This window comes from Rhizobium sp. BIGb0125 (genome assembly GCF_024810055.1).
Lineage (GTDB): Bacteria > Pseudomonadota > Alphaproteobacteria > Rhizobiales > Rhizobiaceae > Agrobacterium.
In genome coordinates this window covers 290,834-310,378 of the sequence record NZ_JANUDV010000003.1, presented here as the reverse complement: position 1 = coordinate 310,378, position 19,545 = coordinate 290,834, and the positions used below count along the sequence as shown (strand labels likewise).

Sequence of the window (19,545 nt, the reverse complement as noted above, 5' to 3'; positions counted from 1 at the left end):
TCAGAATTTCCGGCATGAAGACCCCGCCATCAAGACGTGCCTCTCAAGATTTCGCCTTGGCGGCCAGGCATCAACAGCAATGGTTTTGGCCATGTTTTCCGCTACATCAGCACGAAAATTGATACGCAACCATGACGTTAATCAAAAACGAAACCACGTACCAAAAGTATTGCAATTGCCCAAATTTTAATCCATAAGCCGCCAATAGTGCAAAAAAGCTGTTACGACTGATCTTTCGTTTGCAAAAACAGACGGCCACACGGTGAAAAGCACAGTGATGAATGCGGAAGAGGCAACGTCGATCTCGCTTGACGAAGCCTAGACATAGGTGTCGACATATGACCGAAAATACTTTTCAAACGCCAATCTTTGCCCTGTCTGTTTTACTGTCGATTGTGGCTTCGTTATCCGGCGCTGCCGCGCAAGGAACAGCGGATTCCGCCTATTTGGAGCGGCGAAACGATCACGGTATAGTTGTATATTGCAGTGGCAAGGGTTTGCTGGACCCAGATGCGGAGCAGTTTTTCAAGGTTGGCACGGATGAGATTTTTGGCGAAGTCGAAAACACGCCCGAAGCCGAGCTGCATGAGCAGAAGGGCCGCGAGGGAATTTCCTATCTTCAGGGCGACGAACAGTCACTAACAGATCTGGCTGCAGCAAATGGCGTTAGCGTCGATGAGGTCTGCGGCCAGTACCGGGGCCAAATCACCCTTGGACGCATGATGGCGAAAAACAAAGCCGGCAAATAATCGATACAGGAAGAGGATACTCGATGAAAAACCGTTACCTGGCACTTCTCTCGGCAGCAACTGTACCGCTTATGATGCTGGCATCGGCTGCATCTGCGGATGAAACGCAGCAATTGTACAACAACTCGCGAAACCAGCTCGGCCTGATCAAATATTGCGTTGAGCAAGGCCACCTGAGCGACGATACAGTAAAGGCCTACCAGAATATCGTAGGCGTTCTGCCTACCCCTGCCAGCACCACGGAAGGTGACGCGTATGAAGCGGAAGGCGCAAAGGGAAACAGCTTTGACGGCAGTTCCGGCGTGTCGATGGAAGATATTGCACAGGGAACCGGAATGACGGTTGCCGACCGTTGCGCTTCGTTTGAAGCACTGACGAAGCAATAACCCAATCTGAGACGTAACTGGGTTAACCTCGAAGGTCTCGGCTCTCACCAGCCGGGACTTTCTTTTTGAAGGCGCGATCCCGTTTGCGGCCTCACAATAGCCTTTGGTGAAAGATGCCTGTATTTTTCTACAGCTTAGTCCTGTTGGCCGCGTCGGTGACGGCCCTGCCACCAGACGCCGCGAAAGAATGCATCGCTGAAAATGGCGATAACGCCTTGTCGCAACAATCTTTCGGCGCATGGACGCTGTTTCACGCAAAATGTTCCTGCATGCTGTCTCTGCCCGGTTCCAGTGACAGCAGTTTTGACATGCTTGTGGTCAAGGCAACCGCCGACCAGAAGGCACCGCGTTTGTCTGTCATTGTCTCCGTGACACAGGAATTTCCCGATGACGTCGAATACTTTCCCGTCATCATCAACGACAAACCGATTGCGGCGGGAGCCCAGCCAAAGGCTGGCGTTTTCCTTGTGGAACTGGAGGGGCATGTCGACTGGTTCAATGAGGTCGCCAAAACCAGAACCATCAGCGTCGGCCCCTATACTTTCAGGTCGGATCAATCAGACAAAGCGGTGTCCGCGCTGCAGACCTGTTACGCCGGGCTCGAAGGAAAGTAATAAACGTCCCAACACATGGCATCTGTCAGCATGAAATACGAAACAGAGTTTGCCTCAACGCACCCGCCCTGTTCAATCCACCTTCAGCACCGCGCCGGTGTCGTATTGGCGCACATAGTCCACACGTTTGCCGTTCCAGTGATAACAATAATGTCGCCCCTGATCGGGAATGCTGATCACGTCAGGCCAGAACACGCCGATGCAACGTCCACCCGGCATGCGTACGCTGTCCCATAACAGCCCGTCACTGCCGGCGGTCCGCAGCCGCTTTCCCTCGACATGCGATGCACTGTAATCCGTGGGATGCAGCACGCCAGGCACAGCGTTCACATCATCCAATGTCCTATCGATACGGCCCACCAGCACCCGGAAATCGGATGTCCAGCCGGGTGCCTGCTGGGTGGCGCGCATAAAATTCTGGTGGTGATGCACGGTTTCTGCCACCGCCACATCTTCCGTGCCGCCGGCATAATAAATGCCATAGCTGCCATCGCTGAACCGACCCGGCCGGTCGGTGGAACAATGCACGAAGGGTGCCATAACAAGGCTGGACCCCGGACCCGACACACGCCGGTCGGCCGGCACCTTGCCCAGATCACCCACCTCGTAACGCACCCGTGGATTGGTCTTTTCCTCCACGGCCACCAGCGCTTCCCAGTCACGCGGATCGGCAATGTCTTCAAACAGGTGGATGGGGGGAAAGATAGACCGAATGATACGGTAGGTCTGCGAACGCACATGGGCGCGAACGGACAGGTGCCCTACCATGCGCTTCTCTCGGCATCGAGCCATTCGCGCATCACGGCCAGATCCGACAACTCGCCCTGCAGCATGATGTCGAGTGCCGACTTGCCAGCAAAGGCGGCGTTGGGCGCCTTGATCCACTCGTAACCGCGCGCCACATCCTTGAACAGATAACGCACCCCCTTGTGGATGCCCATCAAATGCGCCATCCGCATTCGCAGATCACGGTCTATGCGGCCGGGGCTGCCCTCTTTCCAGCGTGCCCAGGTGCGGGCGGAAAGCCCGCCCAACAACGTGCAGGCCTGCGCATCCGTCAGCTTCCAGGCATTAAACAGGTTTACCGTGGTGCGTGCCAAAGCTCCGGATTCCGCATCGCTGATGTCCGTTGAACTGGCATCGGCCAGCGTGGGCACAATTGGCTGTAACAACATGGCAACCTCACATTCTGGCGTATAAATACCATAGTTGTGCCATTTGGCAAGGACGTTGACGATACACCATCGTGTCGCGGCAGCCTGAGCGGCCTTTTTACAAGCGGCATGTTCCTGCTAATTAACAATTGACCTTTAATCTGGGCGTTGCAGAAAACGAAACAGCATGAAAACACCCCTCTTCCGCCAAGCAGCGATGACGTGACCCTACGGTGAGCCGCAATTGATTTTCAGTAAAGACCCGAAGACAAATCGCCTCTTCGAGATTGAATGCTTGCGCGGCTTTGCAGCTCTTTATGTGGTTTTTTTCCACGTGTTGCGGCCAGAGGTTCAGGAATATTCCTACATCCTGTCCATTCCCTTCCGCTTCGGGCAGGAGGCGGTCATCCTGTTTTTCTTGTTGTCAGGTTTTTCAATCAACTATTCCTGGTCGCAACGGCCAGAAAAGACTTTCCGCATTTTTGCCCGTGACCGGCTGGTCCGCATCATGCCGATCTTTCTGGTCGCACTGCTTGCCACCTATCTCTTTACCGCACTGGCAGCCCGTGAATGGATTGACATCGACCTCGGCACCTTTATCGGCAATGCGCTGATGCTGCAGGACCGCCCTCGCCTCGGTACCATTGTTGAACCCTACATGGGCAATCAGGCGCTGTGGTCGTTGTCCTACGAAGTGGCCTTTTACCTGTTTTATTATGTGCTGGTGCGCTTTACGCCGCCGGCACACCGAACCGTCGTTGTAGGCATCACCTCTGTGGTGTTTTTCCTGGTCATGCTGGCCTACCCCAATCAGCTTAGCCGCTTTCTGGCCTATTTCTGCATCTGGTGGCTGGGTGCAGTCATGAGTGAAATCTATATTGGCCGCGCGCAGGCAAAGGAGTTTTTCCTGGCGCTGCTGCCGGTTGCTTTTGTGGCACTCTGCCTTGCTCTTTTGGCGTCCAACAGCGATGTCGAGATTGATATCGGTTCAAGTGTGCTGTTTCCGTTTCTGGAACTTCGCCACTTTGCGGGTGCCTTGGTCATTGCGCTTACCATGTTTGTCTGGTCGCTCAACGGCTGGAAATGGTTCCGGCCGCTATTTGCGCCCTTTGCCTTGCTGGCCCCGGTCTCTTACGCCGTTTACGTGCTGCATTTCCCAATCATGGCGGACATGCGTGAAAGCCTTGAACTCTCGCCCTGGCTGACCATTCCGGTGACCGCTCTCGTCACCCTGGTCTTCGCCATTCTGCTGGAAGGCCCGTTCCAACGCGCCATCAACCGCGCAGTCAAAGCCCGCAAACAGAAGATCAGCCTCACCAGTCAAAGCCACCAGACGCCTTGAGATAACGACGCGGATATAGCAACTGGAGCATAAAGCAGACTGGCCCATCTGGCCAATTGAAAGACTGACCGCCGCAACACATCAGAACTGCGGTGCCTCACAGCGCACTATTCCGCAGGCATGCGCCCGGTGCGCAAAGAATATGCGACTTCATAGCGGCCTGCCTGTTCTGCCTGGCGTGCTGCAACCCCAAAATCATAGGGAACAGCGCGCAAATCCACGGACCAGCCGGAAGAGAGCTTTTCAAGCAGAGCATACCGTGCGTGAGGCGCGCCGGATTCAATCACATGAGCCACAGGCATATCGTCACTGTATGCGGGCATTCCCACGCTACCGGGGTTTACGATCAGAACATCGCGAACATAAGCAACACGAGGAATATGGGTGTGTCCACATAAGACCACACGGGCGTCTCCTATACCCGTGAGCTTGCCAATAATAGCATCCTCCGGGGCAAGAGTAGCCCTTCCAGAGCGAACGTCTTCAAGCATGTATTCAAGATCGCCGCCAGCGGGGCTTCCATGGCATGCAAAAACCTCTCCATCGGCAAGCGTCAGGGTCGCAGGCAATCCAGCAATCCATTTGAAATGTGCTTCGGTCAGGCGCGGCCGTGCGAAAGCGTCGGAAGCGCCTGTTCCGGTTTCAAGCAATTGTCGCTCGTGGTTTCCCGCAATGGTTTCGTAACCCAAGCTCATAAGCAGATCCGCACAACCGGCAGGGTCAAATGGCCCAGACACAAGGTCACCGAGGTTCACGACGACATCAGGGTTAGCTCGGCGCAAATGTTCTACAACGGCTTCAAGTGCGACACGATTTCCATGAACATCTGACAACACCGCTATACGCATTTAAAACCTCGCTTGAAAATCAACGTCTTTAGACGACATGCCGACCGGAGTGGCAAGAGCGCCTAGGCCGTTTCGCTGCAATGTGCTCAACGCACGGACAGAAGGTATTTCAGGCCTTGAGTGAAACCGCGTGGCGCAACAGTCAGGTGATCTTCGTCCTCAAGCACAACTGATTTCAATTGCAGGTTCGGATAGTGACGGCTTTTCAAAGCCGCTTCGAAAGCCTTGTTATCCGCCACCATATCCACCGACTGGTTGTAGCGTCTGTCGCCTTTGCGCAAGGCTTCGTAAGCGCCGACATAAAGATAGACCTTGGCGCTCAAGTCCTTGTTGTTTTTCGCGTACATCTCTTCCAGCTTCAAAGCATGGCGTTTGTCATACCACAGCGACGGGCTACCGAGCACATAGCCGTTAAACAGGTCAGGCTGCGTCAACAAAATCTGCGCGCCGAGCAAAGACCCGTAGGAGTGTCCAAGGAAAAACGATGCAGCCGGGTCGGTCCGGTAACGGGTGGCGATGAACGGTTTGACCTGATCGGCCAGATAGTGCTGATAGGCTTTTCCTTCACCATGCACTGCGCCTGCTGTTGCCGTGCTCGGACCTCTTGGGGTCGGGGTATAATCACGCTGACGACTGACTTTTCCATCCTCACCCTTGGCATAGGACAGGCCAACAAGGATGAATTCCTTGATCTGCGGCCCCTCGACGTTCAGGCGACGGCCGATCTGCCGAATAACAGGGAAAGCGTAGTCAGCATCCGTGACATAAAGCACGGGATAGCGCCGGTTTGGCTGGGTGGCATAGGACGGCGGCAAAGCAACAAAGACCTGGTAGCCGCGCCCTGAAACCGGATCAGGCACATCCCAGACCTCACTACCGATTATCTCATAGGCCCGCCCCTCACCCGCCTGCGCCTTTGGTGCTGACTGCGCATAAGTTTGCGTTGCGGTACCGGTAACGCTGACGCCAGCCATCAGTGCTGCCAGCATGATCTTTTGAATATTATGTTGCACGCGCAAGTCTCCGCCCAAAGAATGTCGATGCTGTCAGCCTCTACGGACGGATATGCGCGGCAATAAGACCAGAAGTCTGGCAAATGGATATGTGCTTAACAAAAACAAAACCTGGGGTTGATGACGGTAACATATATTAAGCCGCTGATAAGCCAAGCGAACGGTGTAGTTCACCGCCGCACCGGGCTGGAGATACGGGAGGCTGCCATATGGTCAGCCTTGGCCTTCATCACTCCGGGCGCAGATGAATGACCACCATCGCGCCGCCCTCCGGGCGATTGCTGAATTCAAGATGGCCGCCATGTGCGGTTGCGATGGCCTGCACGACAGACAATCCAAGCCCGGTGCCGCCGGTTGCCCGCGATCGTGATGGATCACCGCGCCAGAAGGGATTGACGGCCACCGCGTCCATATCTTCAGGAAAACCGGGGCCGCGATCGAGAACACGGATAACCACGCTGTCGTCGGGCAGACTTTCCGTCTCACAGCGCAGCCAGCGACCGCTTTCGGCATAACGACAGGCATTGTTGAGGAGGGCCAGCACCGCCTGGCGCACCCGTGATGGGTCGGCTAAGATCATTGCCGGTTTCAGTGCAATTTCAATCTCGAACGCGCGTTCCTCGAGCATCGGCCGGGCCGCTGCAACAACCGCCTCCACCACCTGCGCCACATCAAGCGGCTGGCGTTGCATCACCAGCTTATGGCCAATCGCCAGCGACAGGGTGCGCAAATCCTCGACAATTCGCCCCAGCCCCTCCACCTGCAGCAGAAGGTCGGAGATAATCTTCCGCTCCATCGGAAACACGCCGTCGATCATGCCCTGCAGCGCGCCCTGCAGAATGGTCAGCGGCGTGCGCAACTCATGGGCAATGGCCATATTGTTGAAACGCAGACGCTTTTCCATCGTATCAAGGCTGGTGGCCAGCGCATTGAATGTCTCGACAAGGCTTGAAACTTCCTGCGTATTGCTGGTGGAAACCGCAACCCGTGCTGAAAAGTCGCCCGATTTCAGCGCCTCTGCCGCTACGGTCAGATCTTCCAGCGGCCGGGCGATGCGCCGCGCCAGATAGATGCCGATAATGGCGCAAACCAGCGCGGACAGCAGTCCACACACAAGGGCGGCAAGCTGAATTTGCAAATCGGTCTGCGCATCCTGGGCGTTCAGATGTTCAACAAGGATTTTGACCCCAGCACCATCGGGCACATCGCCTTCGGTCAATGCCTTATAGGCCGCTGCGGCCTCTGGCGGCAGGTTGCTGTTGATAGTGTCATCCAGATAAGCCGAATACCGGTTTACCCCGACATAGGCCATGCCAACGCTGAGCAATAACATGGTTGCGATGACAATGGCTGTCAGCGTTGCAAGCGACAGGTTTTTAAATCTCGGCAACCTCATAGCGGATCAGAAAACCGGTAGCCGATGCCACGCACGGCGGAAAAGAAACCGGTTTGCCCCAACTCTTCCAGCTTGCGGCGAAGGTTGGAAATATGCGTATCGACGGTGCGCACCAGCGCGTCACTTTCCGGCAGGCAGGCATCAAGAATGTCGGCGCGGCCAAATGCCTGCGTCGGGTGGCGGATCATATGCGCCAGAATGCGAAATTCACTCAGCGTCAATGTCAGGGCAATACGTTGCCCATCCTTGTTGACGAAAACCGAATAACTGCCGAAATCCACTTCAATCGCCCGAAACCGTCGTATTGTGTCCTTTCGCTCCCCCAGTGTCCGGCGCAACACCGCCCTCACCCGCGCCACAACCTCCTGCGGGTTGAACGGCTTTACCACATAGTCATCGGCGCCCAGATGCAGGCCGCTCAACCGGTCCAGATCATCGGCCAGTGCAGTGACCATGATGACAGGTGTCGAACTGGTCTGGCGAAGGCGCGCCAGCACACCCAGACCATCCAGCTTGGGAATGCGTACATCCAGAAGCACAAGGTCCGGCTTTAGAATGGCATGGTGCTGCAGGGCGGTTTCACCATCGGCGGCATGCACGGTGCGAAAGCCGTCACGCTGCAGATATCCTTCAAGGATCATTGCAATTGCCGGCTCATCCTCAACGATGAGAACAAGATTATTGTCCACTTTTGTCCCTGGCTATCATTTAGGTCTTACATTTGGCCGTCAAAGCCGCCGCGACTATGGGAAATAAACCGCCCTCACGCAATTCCAAACAGTCTCTTGATCGTCGGAAAACCCAATCTGAACAGGCCCTTGATCGTGTCTTGGCCGTTTCTTGACAATTGAATTTCAAATTCCGGCCACACACGGGCACCTGGCGTCACTCAACGGCGCAAGGCTGCTCCATCTCGTTGAACTTACGCATCAGGCCGGTGGAAAATCTTGCAGCATTTTCCGGTCTGTGCCGTGGCCCCAGGAATGACCAGCATGTCAAAAACCGCATCGGACTTTCTGTCCAGCGCGTCCCTTCAAAAACACCAGCCGACCACACAGACAGGTACGGAAAGGGCAATCAGCCTGCTTGGCACAGCCATTGTGTTGACCAGCTTTTTCTTCGTGGTCTTTCCCATGGTGGACCTTGCGGCATCACGCTGGTTTGCGCACGGCTCGGTGTTTGTTCTGGCAGAGCAACCCTTCCTGAAAGCGGTGCGAAACGTCAGCCGTGGCAGCGTCTATTACATCATCGGGGCCATGCTGCTGCTCCTTGGCCTCAACCTGGCTTTGCCGCGCAAATACCGGTTCTGCCAGTTGCACAAACCTCTGTTTGTACTGCTCAGCTTTGCCGCGGGGCCGGTCATCATTGTCGAAACATTAAAGGCCCTGATTGGTCGCGCCCGGCCCCGCCACCTTCTGGAATTTGGCGGCAGTGCAGATTTTACGCCGGTCTGGCAGTTTGCCGCCACCTGCGCACGCAACTGCTCCTTCCCCTCAGGCGAGGCATCGGGCGCTGCAGCCGCTCTTTCACTTCTCGTATTCATCCCTGAGAAATTGCGCAGCATCGCCGCCCTCGTTCTCACGCCTTTCCTTGCGGTGATTGCGCTTAATCGCGTGCTGTTTGGCGCCCATTTCCTGTCTGATGTCATGCTTGGCTGGCTGCTGACTTTGTTTGCCATGGTCTTGATCTGGCGCTGGTTGTTGCCACAGCAACAACGCATCGATGCGTTTCTGACCCGGGCACGGGTTGTACCAGCCCGGCGCAGATAGCCCCGCAGCACCTTCCTTTCCACTCAACATCACCGTCAAAGGACAAACCCGTGAGCACACTTCTTATCGAAAAATATGTCGATGGCATCTGCGTGGAAAAACTGCAGTTGCCCGTCACGCCGCTGCAATTGCTGGCGAAACTTCTGCCGTCAAAGGCGCGGCGCGACATGTTGCGCCATGGTCTCGACATCGACGCCCTTCTGAACGACCCGCCAACCGCTTTCACCGAACAATGGCTTGATGTTGAGGAAAAGAAGGGGGCAAAGCGCATCCGCATTTGCCGCCAGTAACCGCCTTGGCAATCAGGGCATCAGGCGACGCCTTGAAATCCATGCGCCCCAGAACAGGCTGGCAAAAAACTGCGTGGGGTGTTCAAACCCGTTTTGTGTAAACAGCGTATCGACTGCCTCTTGCGAGACCGGTGGTTCGGCACCTTTCAATATCGGGTCCATCTTTGCCCTGATCTCGTCCGGCTGCGCGCCGGACATTTTCCACCGTCGCGCCCATGCCGCCATGAACAGTGGCTGAGACTGGTAGGCCCGGTAATTTCCGGCCACCACAAGCGGTGCACCGTCTTTCAGGTGGGCTGCCAGCTGGCGCATGATGTCACGCTTGGCGGCATCACCGGGCAGGTGGTGCAAAACCCCAATCATGATGGCGGCATCAAACACCGCATCTCCGTCCACACACGAAAGGTCACCGGCTATGCAGGTAACCCGCGCCGCCAGCCCGGCATTGGCAATGTTTTCCTGCGCCGCGTCCAGCATCGGTGCGGACGGATCGATAGCCACAAACGACCAGTCAGGTTCCAGTCCCGCAAGGGCGATGATTTCGCCAGCCGTGCCACCTGCCCCAACCACCAGAATGCGGGCCTGACTGACATCGGCGAGAGAGGCCGACACCATGCAGGCAGACAGTTCATGGCAGGCATCGTAACCGGCAAGCGCAATCCGGCTTTGGTGCGCATATTCCTCTGCGCGTGACTGATCAAATTTGGTGACAGAGTTTGCGGGTGTGTCTGACATGACGGCAGTCCATTTTATGGCATGAGTGCGTTGTCATCAGTTTACCTCAACATCGATCAAGCCTATGGCTAATTGCATGATCGAACGTTCAAATCCGAACCAAAAGCATGACCGGCTGGCAGCCTTCCTGCGCACCTATGGCCTTCAAGCCCATCACGCCGAACAGCTTGGCAATGCCAATCTGTTCATTCTGGATGCGGATGGCGCAGGCGCGCCAACCCACCTGCTTTACGTGCCGCGCAGCGCCGGGGCGCCCCTGCCGGGCACCACGCTGCTGACCGCCGCTGTCATTGATTTCAACGGCATCATCAATCCGTTGATCAACACCCTGCCCGACACATTGTCGTTTGATCTTTCGCAGGAACCACACTTGCGCGGGCTGTCAGACCTCATCGTCACAGAAAGCCTTGAACGGCGCTGTGGCGGCGGCACGATCTTTGCCCGGCTGTGCGAAGTGGTCGTGGTTCTGGCCATCCGCAAGGCCATTGCCGCAGGCACCGTCAATGCCGGGCTGCTGGCCGGACTTGCGCATGCTGAGCTGCATGTCAGCCTGATTGCCATGCATGAAGACCCGGCACGTGACTGGCAAATCAGTGAACTGGCGCAACGTGCGGGCATGAAACGCAGCACCTTCATCGCAACCTTCAAACATGTGGTCGGCCAACCACCGGCCGCTTATCTCACGCAGTGGCGGCTGTCGCTGGCACGCGCGCAACTGCGTTCAGGCCGCAGTGTCAAATCCGTTGCCGCAGACGTTGGTTTCGGCAGTGCAGCTGCGTTTTCACGGGCATTTTCCCGCTCATACGGCTACGCGCCGCGGTTTGAAACAGACATCATAGAATGCGCAGATGGCCGGAAGGGGCCAGCCACTCTGAACACACACCAGGCTTAAATGGCCTCCCATTCGGCTCGCAACAAGCCCATGATAGCGGTGTCCCAGCGCTCGTCACCCACCTGAACAGACGAGCGCCGCACCCCCTCCGGCACAAAACCCACCTTCGCATAGGTACGCATGGCCGGCGTATTCCAGGTATAGACGTTCAACTCTACCCGTTCGATTTCAGGGTACGAAAAAGCCCGTTCGAGAACCGCTTGCAGCAACGGCCCGGCAAGCCCCTTGCCGCGATGATCCGGCGCAATGATCACCCGTCCGATGCGGGCAACGCCATGCCGCCAATCCATGGCCAACTGAATATGCCCGGCCAGTGCCTGATCAGCATCAACCGCCATCCAGCACAGGCGTTTGGGCGGCGTACCAGACGCCTCGGCCCGCATCTGCTCCAGTTGCTCATCACTGACAGGAAAGGTCAGGTCCGGCCCGCCCCACTGCACAAGCTCTCGTTCGCTGGAAAGCCAGCTGCGCAAAACGGGAAAGTGCGCAGGCTCAAAATCAATCAGTGTCATCATGTCCGCATTCACAGGTCATTTTCCGTTTTGCCACGCCGCGCCCGCTGGTGCCGGGTCCACCAGTTGTCACGGCAGATAACGCGGAACTCGCGCTTGAAGTATCTTCACCAGTTCAGGGTCCATGAACTCGTAATCATCAGGGATGTCCAGACAGATAAGCCGTTTGCCGAGCAGGAACTTTTTGTACTTTTGCTGAACTTTGTTCCGGTGCGCCTTTTCCATGACGAAGATGATATCCGCCCACTCGATCTGTTCACCATCGAGCGGATTAAAAGCGTCATTATTGGTTCCGGCAGACGAAACCTCAAGATTGTCCCATCGTGCGAACACCTGTTCGGCAGTGGGGCTGCGCAGTTTGTTTTGACTGCAGATGAATAATACGCGTTTGATTTTCGGCCTCGATGATTCAGTAAGCACTGCTACTTTGTAGCAATGAATTTCTCACAATTGCAACTTGAGGTTTCGGCGTGACCGATCTCTCGAAACACTCACACCAAACTCAACGTCACGCTCGCCAGCACCACATAGCGGCCGACCTTGGCGATGGTAACGAGCAAAAGAAACACCGGAAAAGGTTCGCGCATCACGCCGGCAACCACGGTCAAGGGATCACCGATAATCGGTGCCCAGCTGAGCAGCAGTGACCATTTGCCGTAACGCTGATACCAGTTCTGCGCGCGCTGCAGCGATGCCTGCTTGACCGGAAACCATGGCCGGTTGCGGAAGCGTTCGATGCCGCGCCCCAGCAGCCAGTTGACGACGGAGCCGAGCACATTGCCGACGCTGGCGACTGCAACCAATATCCACACGGCATAATGCCCGGTATAGATCAGCCCCACCAGCACCGCTTCCGATTGGGCGGGCAAAATGGTGGCGGCCACAAAGGCGGCCATAAACAAGCCCGAGAGGGCAGCAAGTTCAGTCATCAGTGGTGGGACCATTCCATGTGGTGGCTGTCGATGATGAAGGTATGGCGGTGGCGATAGACCCTGCCCGCCCCTGTGCGAAATGAAGGCGCGGGTAAATCGCGTCGGAATCGTCAACCATGCTCAAAGCTCGCCCGATGCCTCGCGGCGGCGCTGTTCCAACTCTTCACTGTAACGGCGCAGCGTGTGGCTTTCAGTCAACAGGCCAACCGGCCGGTTCTCGATCTTGTTGTTGACGACAACCAGCGCTTCGCTTTCCGCCGCGTCAAAGGCCGCTGCCGCCTGGCGCGCATTCATGGTCGGCAGCAGAATGTCGTTCTTGTAATGCAGATAGGTTCCAAGATTTATGGTTTCCGGATCACGGTCCATCGGGTCTGCATAGATTTCCGGCAACAGAACCATGCCGGCATAACGGCCGTCATCATCGGTCATGATCACCCGCTGCGTGGAACCCAGCGGAAACTTTTCCTTGAAGTCGGAAAGCCCCATGCTGACATTGGCCTTGCGAATGTCGGCACGCATCATGCGGCCCACCGTCAGGTCACGGATCCAGCCAATATCGTGGGCGCTGCGAATGCTTTCACCGCGCAGGTGAAAACGCCATGTGGCGAAGGAGTAACCGAAGGTGGTTCTCACCACCAGCGATGTGGTGACAACGGCTGCCAGCACCAGCACGGAAATCTGGAAGTCCCCGGTCAGTTCCAGCGCCAGAAAGGTCATGGTCAGTGGCCCGCCAATAATGGCGGCGGCAAAGGCGCTCATGCCGATAACGGCGTAAACGATGGGCGCGGTCTGGCCGTAGCCGATGAAGGGCACGATAATGGCAAAAATCTTCCCCAGCAGCGCGCCCATGAACAGTGATGCGAAGAACAGGCCACCACGGAAGTTGGAGCCGATGGAAATCGCACTGGCGGCGGCTTTCAGCAGGAACAGACCGGCCAGCATGTAAATTGGCAGGTCGGCATCGATGTTGAGATGCAGCGCCCCATGGCCGCTGGACAGAACCTGCGGTGAAATCAGCGCAAGTGCCCCCACCACAGCGCCGCCCAGCGTCGGGCGCAACCAGGTGGGAATAGCGCTTTTGCGCGCCGTTTCCTCGATGAAGGACACCGCCTGCATGAGCACGATACCGATCGCCGCGCAGATAATGCCAAGAATGATGGCCGGCACATAATCCGGTGCCGTCACGCGGCTGGCATCAAACAGGTCGATTGTCAGGCCGTGGCCACCAATAAAACCGATGACGATGGTCGCAACCAGCGCCGAGACGATCAGCGGTGCCAGCGTGACAATCGTATAGGTGCCAATGATCAGTTCAATGGCGTAAAACGCCCCGGTCAGCGGCGCATTGAAGGCGGCGGCAATGGCACCGGCGGCCCCGCAGCCGACGAGAATACGCATGTCGCCGCGCCGCAGTTTCAGCTTGGTGCCAAGCTTTGAGGCAACACCACTGGCAATCTGCGTGTAACCGGCCTCAAGGCCCACCGACGCGCCAAAACCGTTGGACACGATGTTTTGCAGGCACACCAGAATACTGTCGGTCAGGGAAATACGCCCGCCATGCAGCGCGTTGGCCTCAATGGGGTCGATCATCGGTTTTTTGCGGGTTTTCGACAAAATAAAAATGATCAGGCCAAGCACAGCGCCACCGGCCATGGGCCCGACAAAAACAACCCAGCCCGAAAGACTGCTGCTGCTTAACCGTTCTACCCCGAACACCAGCACATGCAACGCTGTGCTCATCGCGCCAATCAGCCAGACAAGAAGACCGGCGGCAATGCCGATGATGACAGCCAAGGCCACCAAGCCCAGTTCGCCACGCCGGAACATGGCGCGCAAGCGGCTGGCGCGCACATTGTCGAAAAAGCTTGCCATATTGGGAGCACGGAAAGGCTTGGTCGACATGGTAGTCCTTCACAGGCAGTATCAGGGAGCGTGGATTTCGACCTCGAAACGCATCTGGTCGTAGGCCGGTTCAACATGATCTGGCGTTTCGCGCATCACGGTATCGTAATCCAGCGGCGTATGCATGTGCGTCAGCACTGCACGTTTTGGCAACAGCGTATTGATGCATTCCAGCGCCTGCGACAAGGACAGGTGGCTGGGGTGCGGCTGGTATTGCAGCGCATCGATAACAAGCACATCAAGCCCCTGCAACTGCGCAAGGCTTTGCGTAGGAAAACGGCTGACATCTGTGCAATAGGCGACATCACCCATGCGGAAACCAAGCGAAAAAATATCGCCATGGTGTTGCAGATGCGGCGTAAAATCGATTGGCCCACCCTCGCCCGCAATCACGAATGTACCGGCCTTCGGGTCAATGATATTGGCCTCGATGATCGCGGGGTAATTGCTGCCCACCGGTGTCTTCAGGCAATAAGCGAAACCGTCGCGAATGCGGTCCAGGGTCGCCTGGTCGGCATAGATGTGAATACGCTGTCGCTGCAGCGCCCAGTAGACCCGCAGGTCATCAATGCCGTGCAGATGGTCGGCATGGGCATGGGTGTAGATAACGGCGTCGATATGGTCGACACCGGCGCTGATCATTTGATGGCGAAAATCAGGCCCGGTATCGACAACGACTGTGGTCTTGCCGCCATCAGGCGCAAACTGCTCCACCATGAAGGCGGCCCGGCTGCGCCGGTTTTTCGGATTATCAGGGTCGCAGGCGCCCCAGTCACCGTTGATGCGCGGCACACCGGGGGACGATGCGCAGCCTAGAACTGTAAAGCGTCTTTTATAGACGCTCATCCCAGCCTCGGCATTTTTGAAAAGCACCGGAATGCATTTTCGGTGGTGATGCGCGCCATCTCGGCGTAGCTCATGTCATGCACCTCGGCCAGAACCTCGGCGGTGTTGATGACATAGGACGGCTCGTTGCGTTTGCCGCGCCAGCGCTTCGGCGCCAGATAAGGTGCGTCGGTTTCCACCAAAAGGCGATCGAGCGGCACGGTTGCGGCAATGTCCCTGATGTCCTGCGACTTCGGGAAAGTCAAAATGCCGGAGAACGACACATAACCACCAAGCTCCGCACCGGTCTTTGCCAGTTCAGGCCCGGCCGAGAAACAATGCAGGATAAACGGAAAGGCACCCTTGTCGCTCTCGTCTTTCAAAATGGCTGCCATGTCATCATCGGCACTGCGGCTGTGAATGACCAGCGGCAGACCGGTGACCCGTGCGGCCTCGATATGGCGCAGCAATCCGGTCTTCTGGTCTTCCGGCTTTTGCGTGTCGTAAAAATAGTCCAGACCCGCCTCGCCAATCGCCACGATCTTGTCATGGCTATTGGCGATCTTGATGAGTTCCTGGGCAGTTATGTCGAGTTCTTCATCTGCATTGTTAGGATGGGTACCCACCGAGCAGAACACTGACGGGTACTTTTCCGTGATTTTCAACAGCTCAGGCAAACGCCGGACACGGGTTGAAATCGTCACCATCTGCTTGACGCCTGCCGCATGCGCGCGCGCGATGATGTCATCGCGCTCCGCTTCGAAATCCGGAAAATCCAGATGGCAATGGGTATCGATCAGCATCTGTTATACCTTACGCTTCCGGCGCCACATAACGCGGGAAGACCGGTGTCGGCGCCTCAAGCGGTGTGCCGGGAACCAGACGCCCCGCCTCACCCAGTGCTGCAAAATCACGTTTGTCGGCCGGTGCTGCCACCAGATCCAGCAGCTTTGCGGTGCTGTCAGGCATGAATGGCTGCAACAGAAGCGCAATCTGGCGCACGACTTCCGCCGTCACGTAAAGCACAGTGCCCATACGTTCCGGGTCGGTCTTCTTCAGCGCCCATGGCTCCTGACCGGCAAAGTAACGGTCGGTTTCAGACACAACAGCAATGATGGCCGCCAGTGCCTTGTGGATCATCTGCTTGCCCATTTCGTCCCGGCAGATTTCCAACAGCGCATCGGCAGAGGCCAGCATCGCCTTGTCTTCATCGGTGTAAGCGCCCGGTGCCGGGATCTTGCCATCGCAGTTCTTGACGATCATCGACAGCGAACGGCTGGCAAGGTTGCCAACGCCATTGGCAAGGTCGGCATTGATACGGATGCCGATACCTTCTTCGCTGTAGCTGCCGTCCTGGCCAAATGAGACTTCGCGCAGGAAGAAATAACGCACCTGATCAAGGCCGAAATGGTTCACCAGATTGACCGGATCAACCACGTTGCCGAGCGACTTCGACATCTTCTCGCCCTTGTTGAGCAGGAAGCCGTGGGCAAAGACGCGCTTTGGCAGCGGCAGACCGGCGCTCATCAGGAATGCAGGCCAGTAAACGGCGTGGAAACGAATGATGTCCTTGCCGATGATATGCACGTCGGCTGGCCAGTACTTGGCGCGTGGGCCATCCTTGTCTTCAATGTAACCGGTGGCGGTAATGTAGTTGGTCAGCGCATCCACCCACACATACATGACGTGTGCGGGATCGTTCGGCACCTTGATGCCCCAGTCAAAGGTGGTGCGCGACACCGAGAGGTCACGCAGGCCAGACTTGACGAAGGAGATCACTTCATTGCGACGCTCGGCCGGACCGATGAAGTCTGGGTTTTCTTCGTAGAGCTTCAGCAGCTTATCCTGGTATTCGGACAGCTTGAAGAAATAGCTTTCTTCCTGAACCCACTCCACCGGCGTGCCCTGCGGACCGTAACGCACGCCATCGGCGCGCACTTCGGTTTCGTCTTCGCCGTAATAGGCTTCGTCACGCACGGAATACCAGCCGGCATAGCTGTCCTTGTAGATGTCGCCGTTGTCGGCCATCAGGTTCCAGATATTGCGCGATGTCTCGTGGTGACGCTCTTCGGTGGTGCGGATGAAATCATCATTGGACGCGTTCAGCAGCTTGCCCATGTCACGGAACTGGTCGGAATTGCGCTGCGCCAGTGCTTCCGGCGTAATGCCCTCTGCCTTGGCGGTCTGCTGCATCTTCTGGCCATGCTCGTCGGTTCCGGTCAGAAAGAACACATCACGACCGTCCAGACGCTGGAAACGCGCCATGGCATCGGTTGCGATCAGCTCATAGGCGTGGCCGATATGCGGCTTGCCATTGGGGTAAGAAATCGCGGTGGTGATATAAAAAGGTGTCTTGTCTGTCATGACGGCTATCAGCTTTACACTATGTTTCCTAGGTAAACCGCTCATAGCCTATTGTTCGCACAAGCGAAACACCAACTTGGACGCGACGGGGCTTTTTATATGACGGGAGGTGACGTGAACCAGCGCGCAGTCAGCGCTGCATTTCCTCGAGAATGGAAAGCACCGTCTGCTTGCGGTCAAGGTTATAGGCCTGCGCAATGGTAATGCGCTCACCGATCGAGGATGATAGCCGGGCGTGATAGTCGGCCGCGTGCAGATCACCGGCCAGCGCTGCAGCCTTGGCGCGGGCAATCAGTTCTTCGCTGGCATAATCCATAAAGAAGCTCAAAACCGTGTCGCTGTCCTTCTGTGACAGCACCTCGGCCAGCTTGTGCATGGATTTTCTGGCCGCAGGGCCAGTATTGCTCATGATCACGCCAAAGGCCTCGATAATGTCGGCGCCGCCATAGTTCAGCAGCTTCAGCGCTTGCGCCACGCTGCCACGCGCCGCCGTCAGCAACTCGGCCTTCTTGTCGTCAGGCACACCAACGCCAAGATTGGCCAAGGAGCGTTCCAGATTACCGTCATCAAGCGGGTTGAGTTTCAATGGCAGGCAGCGCGAACGGATGGTTGGCAGCAACTTGCCCGGCGCATGCGACAGCACCAGAAACATCGCCCGTTTCGGCGGTTCTTCCAATATCTTCAAAATGGCATTAGCGGCGTTGCGGTTCAGATCATCTGCGGGATCGATGATCACGATACGCCAGCTGCCGGTGCCCGAGGTCTGCGAAAAGAAGTGCCCGGCACGGCGCACTTCATCGACGGTGATGGCAGACTTCACCCGGCCGGTCTTTTCATCGACCGGACGCGACAGGTGCAGCAGGTTATGGGACGCACCGGACATGATCTGACGGCTGACGGCACTATCAGGCACGGGATCGGCAATCACCTCAGGCGCGCTGGCCGGATCAGGATAGGACAGGATGTGGTTGGCAAACCGGAAGGCAAGCGTTGCCTTGCCAATGCCTTCAGGTCCCTCGACCAGAATGGCATGGTGGCCTTTACCGGAGCGGTAGGAAGTTGCCAGAAACTGTTCAGCCTCGGCATGTCCGAAAAGTTTCGTGTTCTGCGCCGGTGGAATGGCACCTTCGAGAACGCCGGGAATGTCGCTCATTTCGATGCCTGCTTCTGCGCAGCTGGTGTGTTCAGCAATGGCTCAACCATCGCCCATACATCTTCCGCCACCTGTTCCAGCGGCTGGTCAGCATTGATCACCCGGCAACGACGCGGATCAGCAAGCGCAATATCCAGATAGGCTTCACGGCGCTTTTCATGCGTCTCGATCTCTTCCTTCTCGAAACGGTCAGGCACCGCACCGTCGTCAGCACGTTTACGTGCACGTGCAAGGCCTGCCGCAGCGGGAATATCGAAAATCAGAGTCACGTCGGGCATAAAGCCGTCGACCGCAATACGCTGTAATGTCTCGATAAAGTCCGGTTCAAGATTGCCTGTGGTGCCCTGATAGACGCGCGAGGAATCCAGAAAACGGTCACACAGAACAACGGTGCCTTTTTCAAGCGCCGGGCGAATAACCTCTTCCACATGGTCGTTGCGCGCAGCAGCAAACAGAATTGCCTCCATGCGCACGCCGAAGGATTCCGCAGCACCAGACAGCAGCACATGGCGCACGGCCTCTGCACCGGTCGAGCCGCCCGGCTCGCGGGTAATGATAACGTCGAGGTCGCGCTCACGCAGTTGCTCTGCCAGCATGCGAATCTGCGTGGATTTTCCGGCGCCCTCGCCACCTTCAAAGGTTATGAACAATCCACGTTTATCGGACAAT

The 19,545-nt window shown here is 56.8% G+C and carries 23 protein-coding genes; 7 read left to right on the top strand and 16 right to left on the bottom strand.

Features of this window, described 5'->3' with window-relative positions:
• The first annotated feature begins 338 nt into the window (after positions 1–338).
• From M2418_RS09685 to M2418_RS09675, 3 genes are all read left to right on the top strand, one after another.
• Positions 339–749 carry a hypothetical protein gene (locus M2418_RS09685; protein WP_259146194.1) on the top strand — a complete coding sequence of 137 codons (411 nt, stop codon included), beginning with the start codon at positions 339–341 and terminating at the stop codon, positions 747–749.
• A 23-nt stretch (positions 750–772) separates the two neighbouring features.
• A complete protein-coding gene (locus M2418_RS09680; protein WP_259146192.1) occupies positions 773–1,135 on the top strand; it encodes a hypothetical protein in 363 nt (120 codons plus the stop codon).
• Between the two features lie 113 nt (positions 1,136–1,248).
• Positions 1,249–1,749 carry a hypothetical protein gene (locus M2418_RS09675; RefSeq protein ID WP_259146191.1) on the top strand — a complete coding sequence of 167 codons (501 nt, stop codon included), beginning with the start codon at positions 1,249–1,251 and terminating at the stop codon, positions 1,747–1,749.
• A 72-nt stretch (positions 1,750–1,821) separates the two neighbouring features.
• Here M2418_RS09675 and M2418_RS09670 read toward each other — a convergent pair whose 3' ends face one another.
• Both M2418_RS09670 and M2418_RS09665 read right to left on the bottom strand, forming a co-directional pair.
• A complete protein-coding gene (locus tag M2418_RS09670) occupies positions 1,822–2,517 on the bottom strand; it encodes an RES family NAD+ phosphorylase (RefSeq protein ID WP_259146190.1) in 696 nt (231 codons plus the stop codon).
• Positions 2,511–2,924, bottom strand: a complete 414-nt coding sequence (locus M2418_RS09665; protein WP_259146189.1) for an MbcA/ParS/Xre antitoxin family protein — start codon at positions 2,922–2,924, stop codon at positions 2,511–2,513. Before M2418_RS09665 ends, M2418_RS09670 begins: the two co-directional genes overlap by 7 nt.
• Before the next feature lie 223 nt (positions 2,925–3,147).
• Between M2418_RS09665 and M2418_RS09660 the strand changes: the two genes are divergently transcribed.
• Positions 3,148–4,245, top strand: a complete 1,098-nt coding sequence (locus M2418_RS09660; protein ID WP_259146187.1) for an acyltransferase — start codon at positions 3,148–3,150, stop codon at positions 4,243–4,245.
• Between the two features lie 107 nt (positions 4,246–4,352).
• Here the strand turns inward: M2418_RS09660 and M2418_RS09655 are convergent, their stop codons facing one another.
• From M2418_RS09655 to M2418_RS09640, 4 genes are all read right to left on the bottom strand, one after another.
• A complete protein-coding gene (locus M2418_RS09655; RefSeq protein ID WP_259146185.1) occupies positions 4,353–5,093 on the bottom strand; it encodes a metallophosphoesterase in 741 nt (246 codons plus the stop codon).
• An 86-nt stretch (positions 5,094–5,179) separates the two neighbouring features.
• Entirely contained in the window at positions 5,180–6,106 is a 927-nt protein-coding gene (locus tag M2418_RS09650) for an alpha/beta hydrolase (RefSeq protein WP_259146184.1), read from the bottom strand.
• Positions 6,107–6,335: 229 nt separating this feature from the next.
• Positions 6,336–7,502 (bottom strand): ATP-binding protein, encoded by a 1,167-nt coding sequence (locus tag M2418_RS09645; RefSeq protein WP_259146183.1) that lies wholly within the window; start codon positions 7,500–7,502, stop codon positions 6,336–6,338.
• Positions 7,499–8,191: a response regulator gene (locus M2418_RS09640; protein WP_250985472.1), complete on the bottom strand. Its 693-nt coding sequence runs from the start codon at positions 8,189–8,191 to the stop codon at positions 7,499–7,501. The genes M2418_RS09645 and M2418_RS09640 overlap by 4 nt, the downstream gene beginning before the upstream one ends.
• Before the next feature lie 303 nt (positions 8,192–8,494).
• Here M2418_RS09640 and M2418_RS09635 point away from each other — a divergent pair, with 303 nt between their 5' ends.
• Both M2418_RS09635 and M2418_RS09630 read left to right on the top strand, forming a co-directional pair.
• Positions 8,495–9,271 (top strand): phosphatase PAP2 family protein, encoded by a 777-nt coding sequence (locus M2418_RS09635; RefSeq protein WP_259146181.1) that lies wholly within the window; start codon positions 8,495–8,497, stop codon positions 9,269–9,271.
• A 50-nt stretch (positions 9,272–9,321) separates the two neighbouring features.
• Positions 9,322–9,561, top strand: a complete 240-nt coding sequence (locus tag M2418_RS09630; RefSeq protein ID WP_259146179.1) for a hypothetical protein — start codon at positions 9,322–9,324, stop codon at positions 9,559–9,561.
• 12 nt (positions 9,562–9,573) lie between these two features.
• On the opposite strand, the gene M2418_RS09625 is transcribed toward M2418_RS09630, so the two are convergent.
• Positions 9,574–10,296, bottom strand: coding sequence for a class I SAM-dependent methyltransferase (locus tag M2418_RS09625; RefSeq protein ID WP_259146178.1), 723 nt, complete (start codon positions 10,294–10,296; stop codon positions 9,574–9,576).
• 76 nt (positions 10,297–10,372) lie between these two features.
• Between M2418_RS09625 and M2418_RS09620 the strand changes: the two genes are divergently transcribed.
• Entirely contained in the window at positions 10,373–11,188 is an 816-nt protein-coding gene (locus M2418_RS09620; RefSeq protein WP_259146176.1) for an AraC family transcriptional regulator, read from the top strand.
• Here the strand turns inward: M2418_RS09620 and M2418_RS09615 are convergent.
• From M2418_RS09615 to tmk, 9 genes are all read right to left on the bottom strand, one after another.
• On the bottom strand, positions 11,185–11,703 hold the full coding sequence (locus M2418_RS09615) for a GNAT family N-acetyltransferase (protein WP_259146175.1): 519 nt from the start codon (positions 11,701–11,703) through the stop codon (positions 11,185–11,187). The two genes, M2418_RS09620 and M2418_RS09615, sit on opposite strands and share 4 nt — an antisense overlap.
• 66 nt (positions 11,704–11,769) lie before the next feature.
• On the bottom strand, positions 11,770–12,093 hold the full coding sequence (locus M2418_RS09610; protein WP_250985510.1) for a low molecular weight protein tyrosine phosphatase family protein: 324 nt from the start codon (positions 12,091–12,093) through the stop codon (positions 11,770–11,772).
• Positions 12,094–12,191: 98 nt separating this feature from the next.
• Entirely contained in the window at positions 12,192–12,629 is a 438-nt protein-coding gene (locus M2418_RS09605) for a YqaA family protein (protein WP_259146173.1), read from the bottom strand.
• 123 nt (positions 12,630–12,752) lie between these two features.
• Positions 12,753–14,534 (bottom strand): chloride channel protein, encoded by a 1,782-nt coding sequence (locus tag M2418_RS09600; protein ID WP_405049402.1) that lies wholly within the window; start codon positions 14,532–14,534, stop codon positions 12,753–12,755.
• A 21-nt stretch (positions 14,535–14,555) separates the two neighbouring features.
• A complete protein-coding gene (locus M2418_RS09595; RefSeq protein WP_259146172.1) occupies positions 14,556–15,380 on the bottom strand; it encodes an MBL fold metallo-hydrolase in 825 nt (274 codons plus the stop codon).
• The gene (locus tag M2418_RS09590; protein ID WP_259146171.1) at positions 15,377–16,162 is read right to left on the bottom strand and encodes a TatD family hydrolase; all 786 of its coding nucleotides are present in this window, start codon (positions 16,160–16,162) and stop codon (positions 15,377–15,379) included. The genes M2418_RS09595 and M2418_RS09590 overlap by 4 nt, the downstream gene beginning before the upstream one ends.
• A gap of 10 nt (positions 16,163–16,172) precedes the next feature.
• Positions 16,173–17,723 carry a methionine--tRNA ligase gene (gene metG / locus M2418_RS09585; RefSeq protein WP_192491004.1) on the bottom strand — a complete coding sequence of 517 codons (1,551 nt, stop codon included), beginning with the start codon at positions 17,721–17,723 and terminating at the stop codon, positions 16,173–16,175.
• Positions 17,724–17,853: 130 nt separating this feature from the next.
• A complete protein-coding gene (locus M2418_RS09580; protein WP_259146169.1) occupies positions 17,854–18,876 on the bottom strand; it encodes a DNA polymerase III subunit delta' in 1,023 nt (340 codons plus the stop codon).
• Entirely contained in the window at positions 18,873–19,544 is a 672-nt protein-coding gene (tmk, locus tag M2418_RS09575; RefSeq protein WP_405049401.1) for a dTMP kinase, read from the bottom strand. The genes M2418_RS09580 and tmk overlap by 4 nt, the downstream gene beginning before the upstream one ends.
• Position 19,545: the final 1 nt, after the last annotated feature.

Coding starts and splice junctions, on each gene's coding strand:
- M2418_RS09670 (WP_259146190.1), bottom strand. CDS start 2,517: ATGGTAGGGCACCTGTCCGTTCGCGCCCATGTGCGTTCGCAGACCTAC.
- M2418_RS09620 (WP_259146176.1), top strand. CDS start 10,373: ATGATCGAACGTTCAAATCCGAACCAAAAGCATGACCGGCTGGCAGCC.
- M2418_RS09680 (WP_259146192.1), top strand. CDS start 773: ATGAAAAACCGTTACCTGGCACTTCTCTCGGCAGCAACTGTACCGCTT.
- M2418_RS09605 (WP_259146173.1), bottom strand. CDS start 12,629: ATGACTGAACTTGCTGCCCTCTCGGGCTTGTTTATGGCCGCCTTTGTG.
- metG (WP_192491004.1), bottom strand. CDS start 17,723: ATGACAGACAAGACACCTTTTTATATCACCACCGCGATTTCTTACCCC.
- M2418_RS09655 (WP_259146185.1), bottom strand. CDS start 5,093: ATGCGTATAGCGGTGTTGTCAGATGTTCATGGAAATCGTGTCGCACTT.
- M2418_RS09675 (WP_259146191.1), top strand. CDS start 1,249: ATGCCTGTATTTTTCTACAGCTTAGTCCTGTTGGCCGCGTCGGTGACG.
- M2418_RS09645 (WP_259146183.1), bottom strand. CDS start 7,502: ATGAGGTTGCCGAGATTTAAAAACCTGTCGCTTGCAACGCTGACAGCC.
- M2418_RS09665 (WP_259146189.1), bottom strand. CDS start 2,924: ATGTTGTTACAGCCAATTGTGCCCACGCTGGCCGATGCCAGTTCAACG.
- M2418_RS09625 (WP_259146178.1), bottom strand. CDS start 10,296: ATGTCAGACACACCCGCAAACTCTGTCACCAAATTTGATCAGTCACGC.
- M2418_RS09685 (WP_259146194.1), top strand. CDS start 339: ATGACCGAAAATACTTTTCAAACGCCAATCTTTGCCCTGTCTGTTTTA.
- M2418_RS09580 (WP_259146169.1), bottom strand. CDS start 18,876: ATGAGCGACATTCCCGGCGTTCTCGAAGGTGCCATTCCACCGGCGCAG.
- M2418_RS09595 (WP_259146172.1), bottom strand. CDS start 15,380: ATGAGCGTCTATAAAAGACGCTTTACAGTTCTAGGCTGCGCATCGTCC.
- M2418_RS09600 (WP_405049402.1), bottom strand. CDS start 14,534: ATGTCGACCAAGCCTTTCCGTGCTCCCAATATGGCAAGCTTTTTCGAC.
- M2418_RS09590 (WP_259146171.1), bottom strand. CDS start 16,162: ATGCTGATCGATACCCATTGCCATCTGGATTTTCCGGATTTCGAAGCG.
- M2418_RS09635 (WP_259146181.1), top strand. CDS start 8,495: ATGTCAAAAACCGCATCGGACTTTCTGTCCAGCGCGTCCCTTCAAAAA.
- M2418_RS09615 (WP_259146175.1), bottom strand. CDS start 11,703: ATGATGACACTGATTGATTTTGAGCCTGCGCACTTTCCCGTTTTGCGC.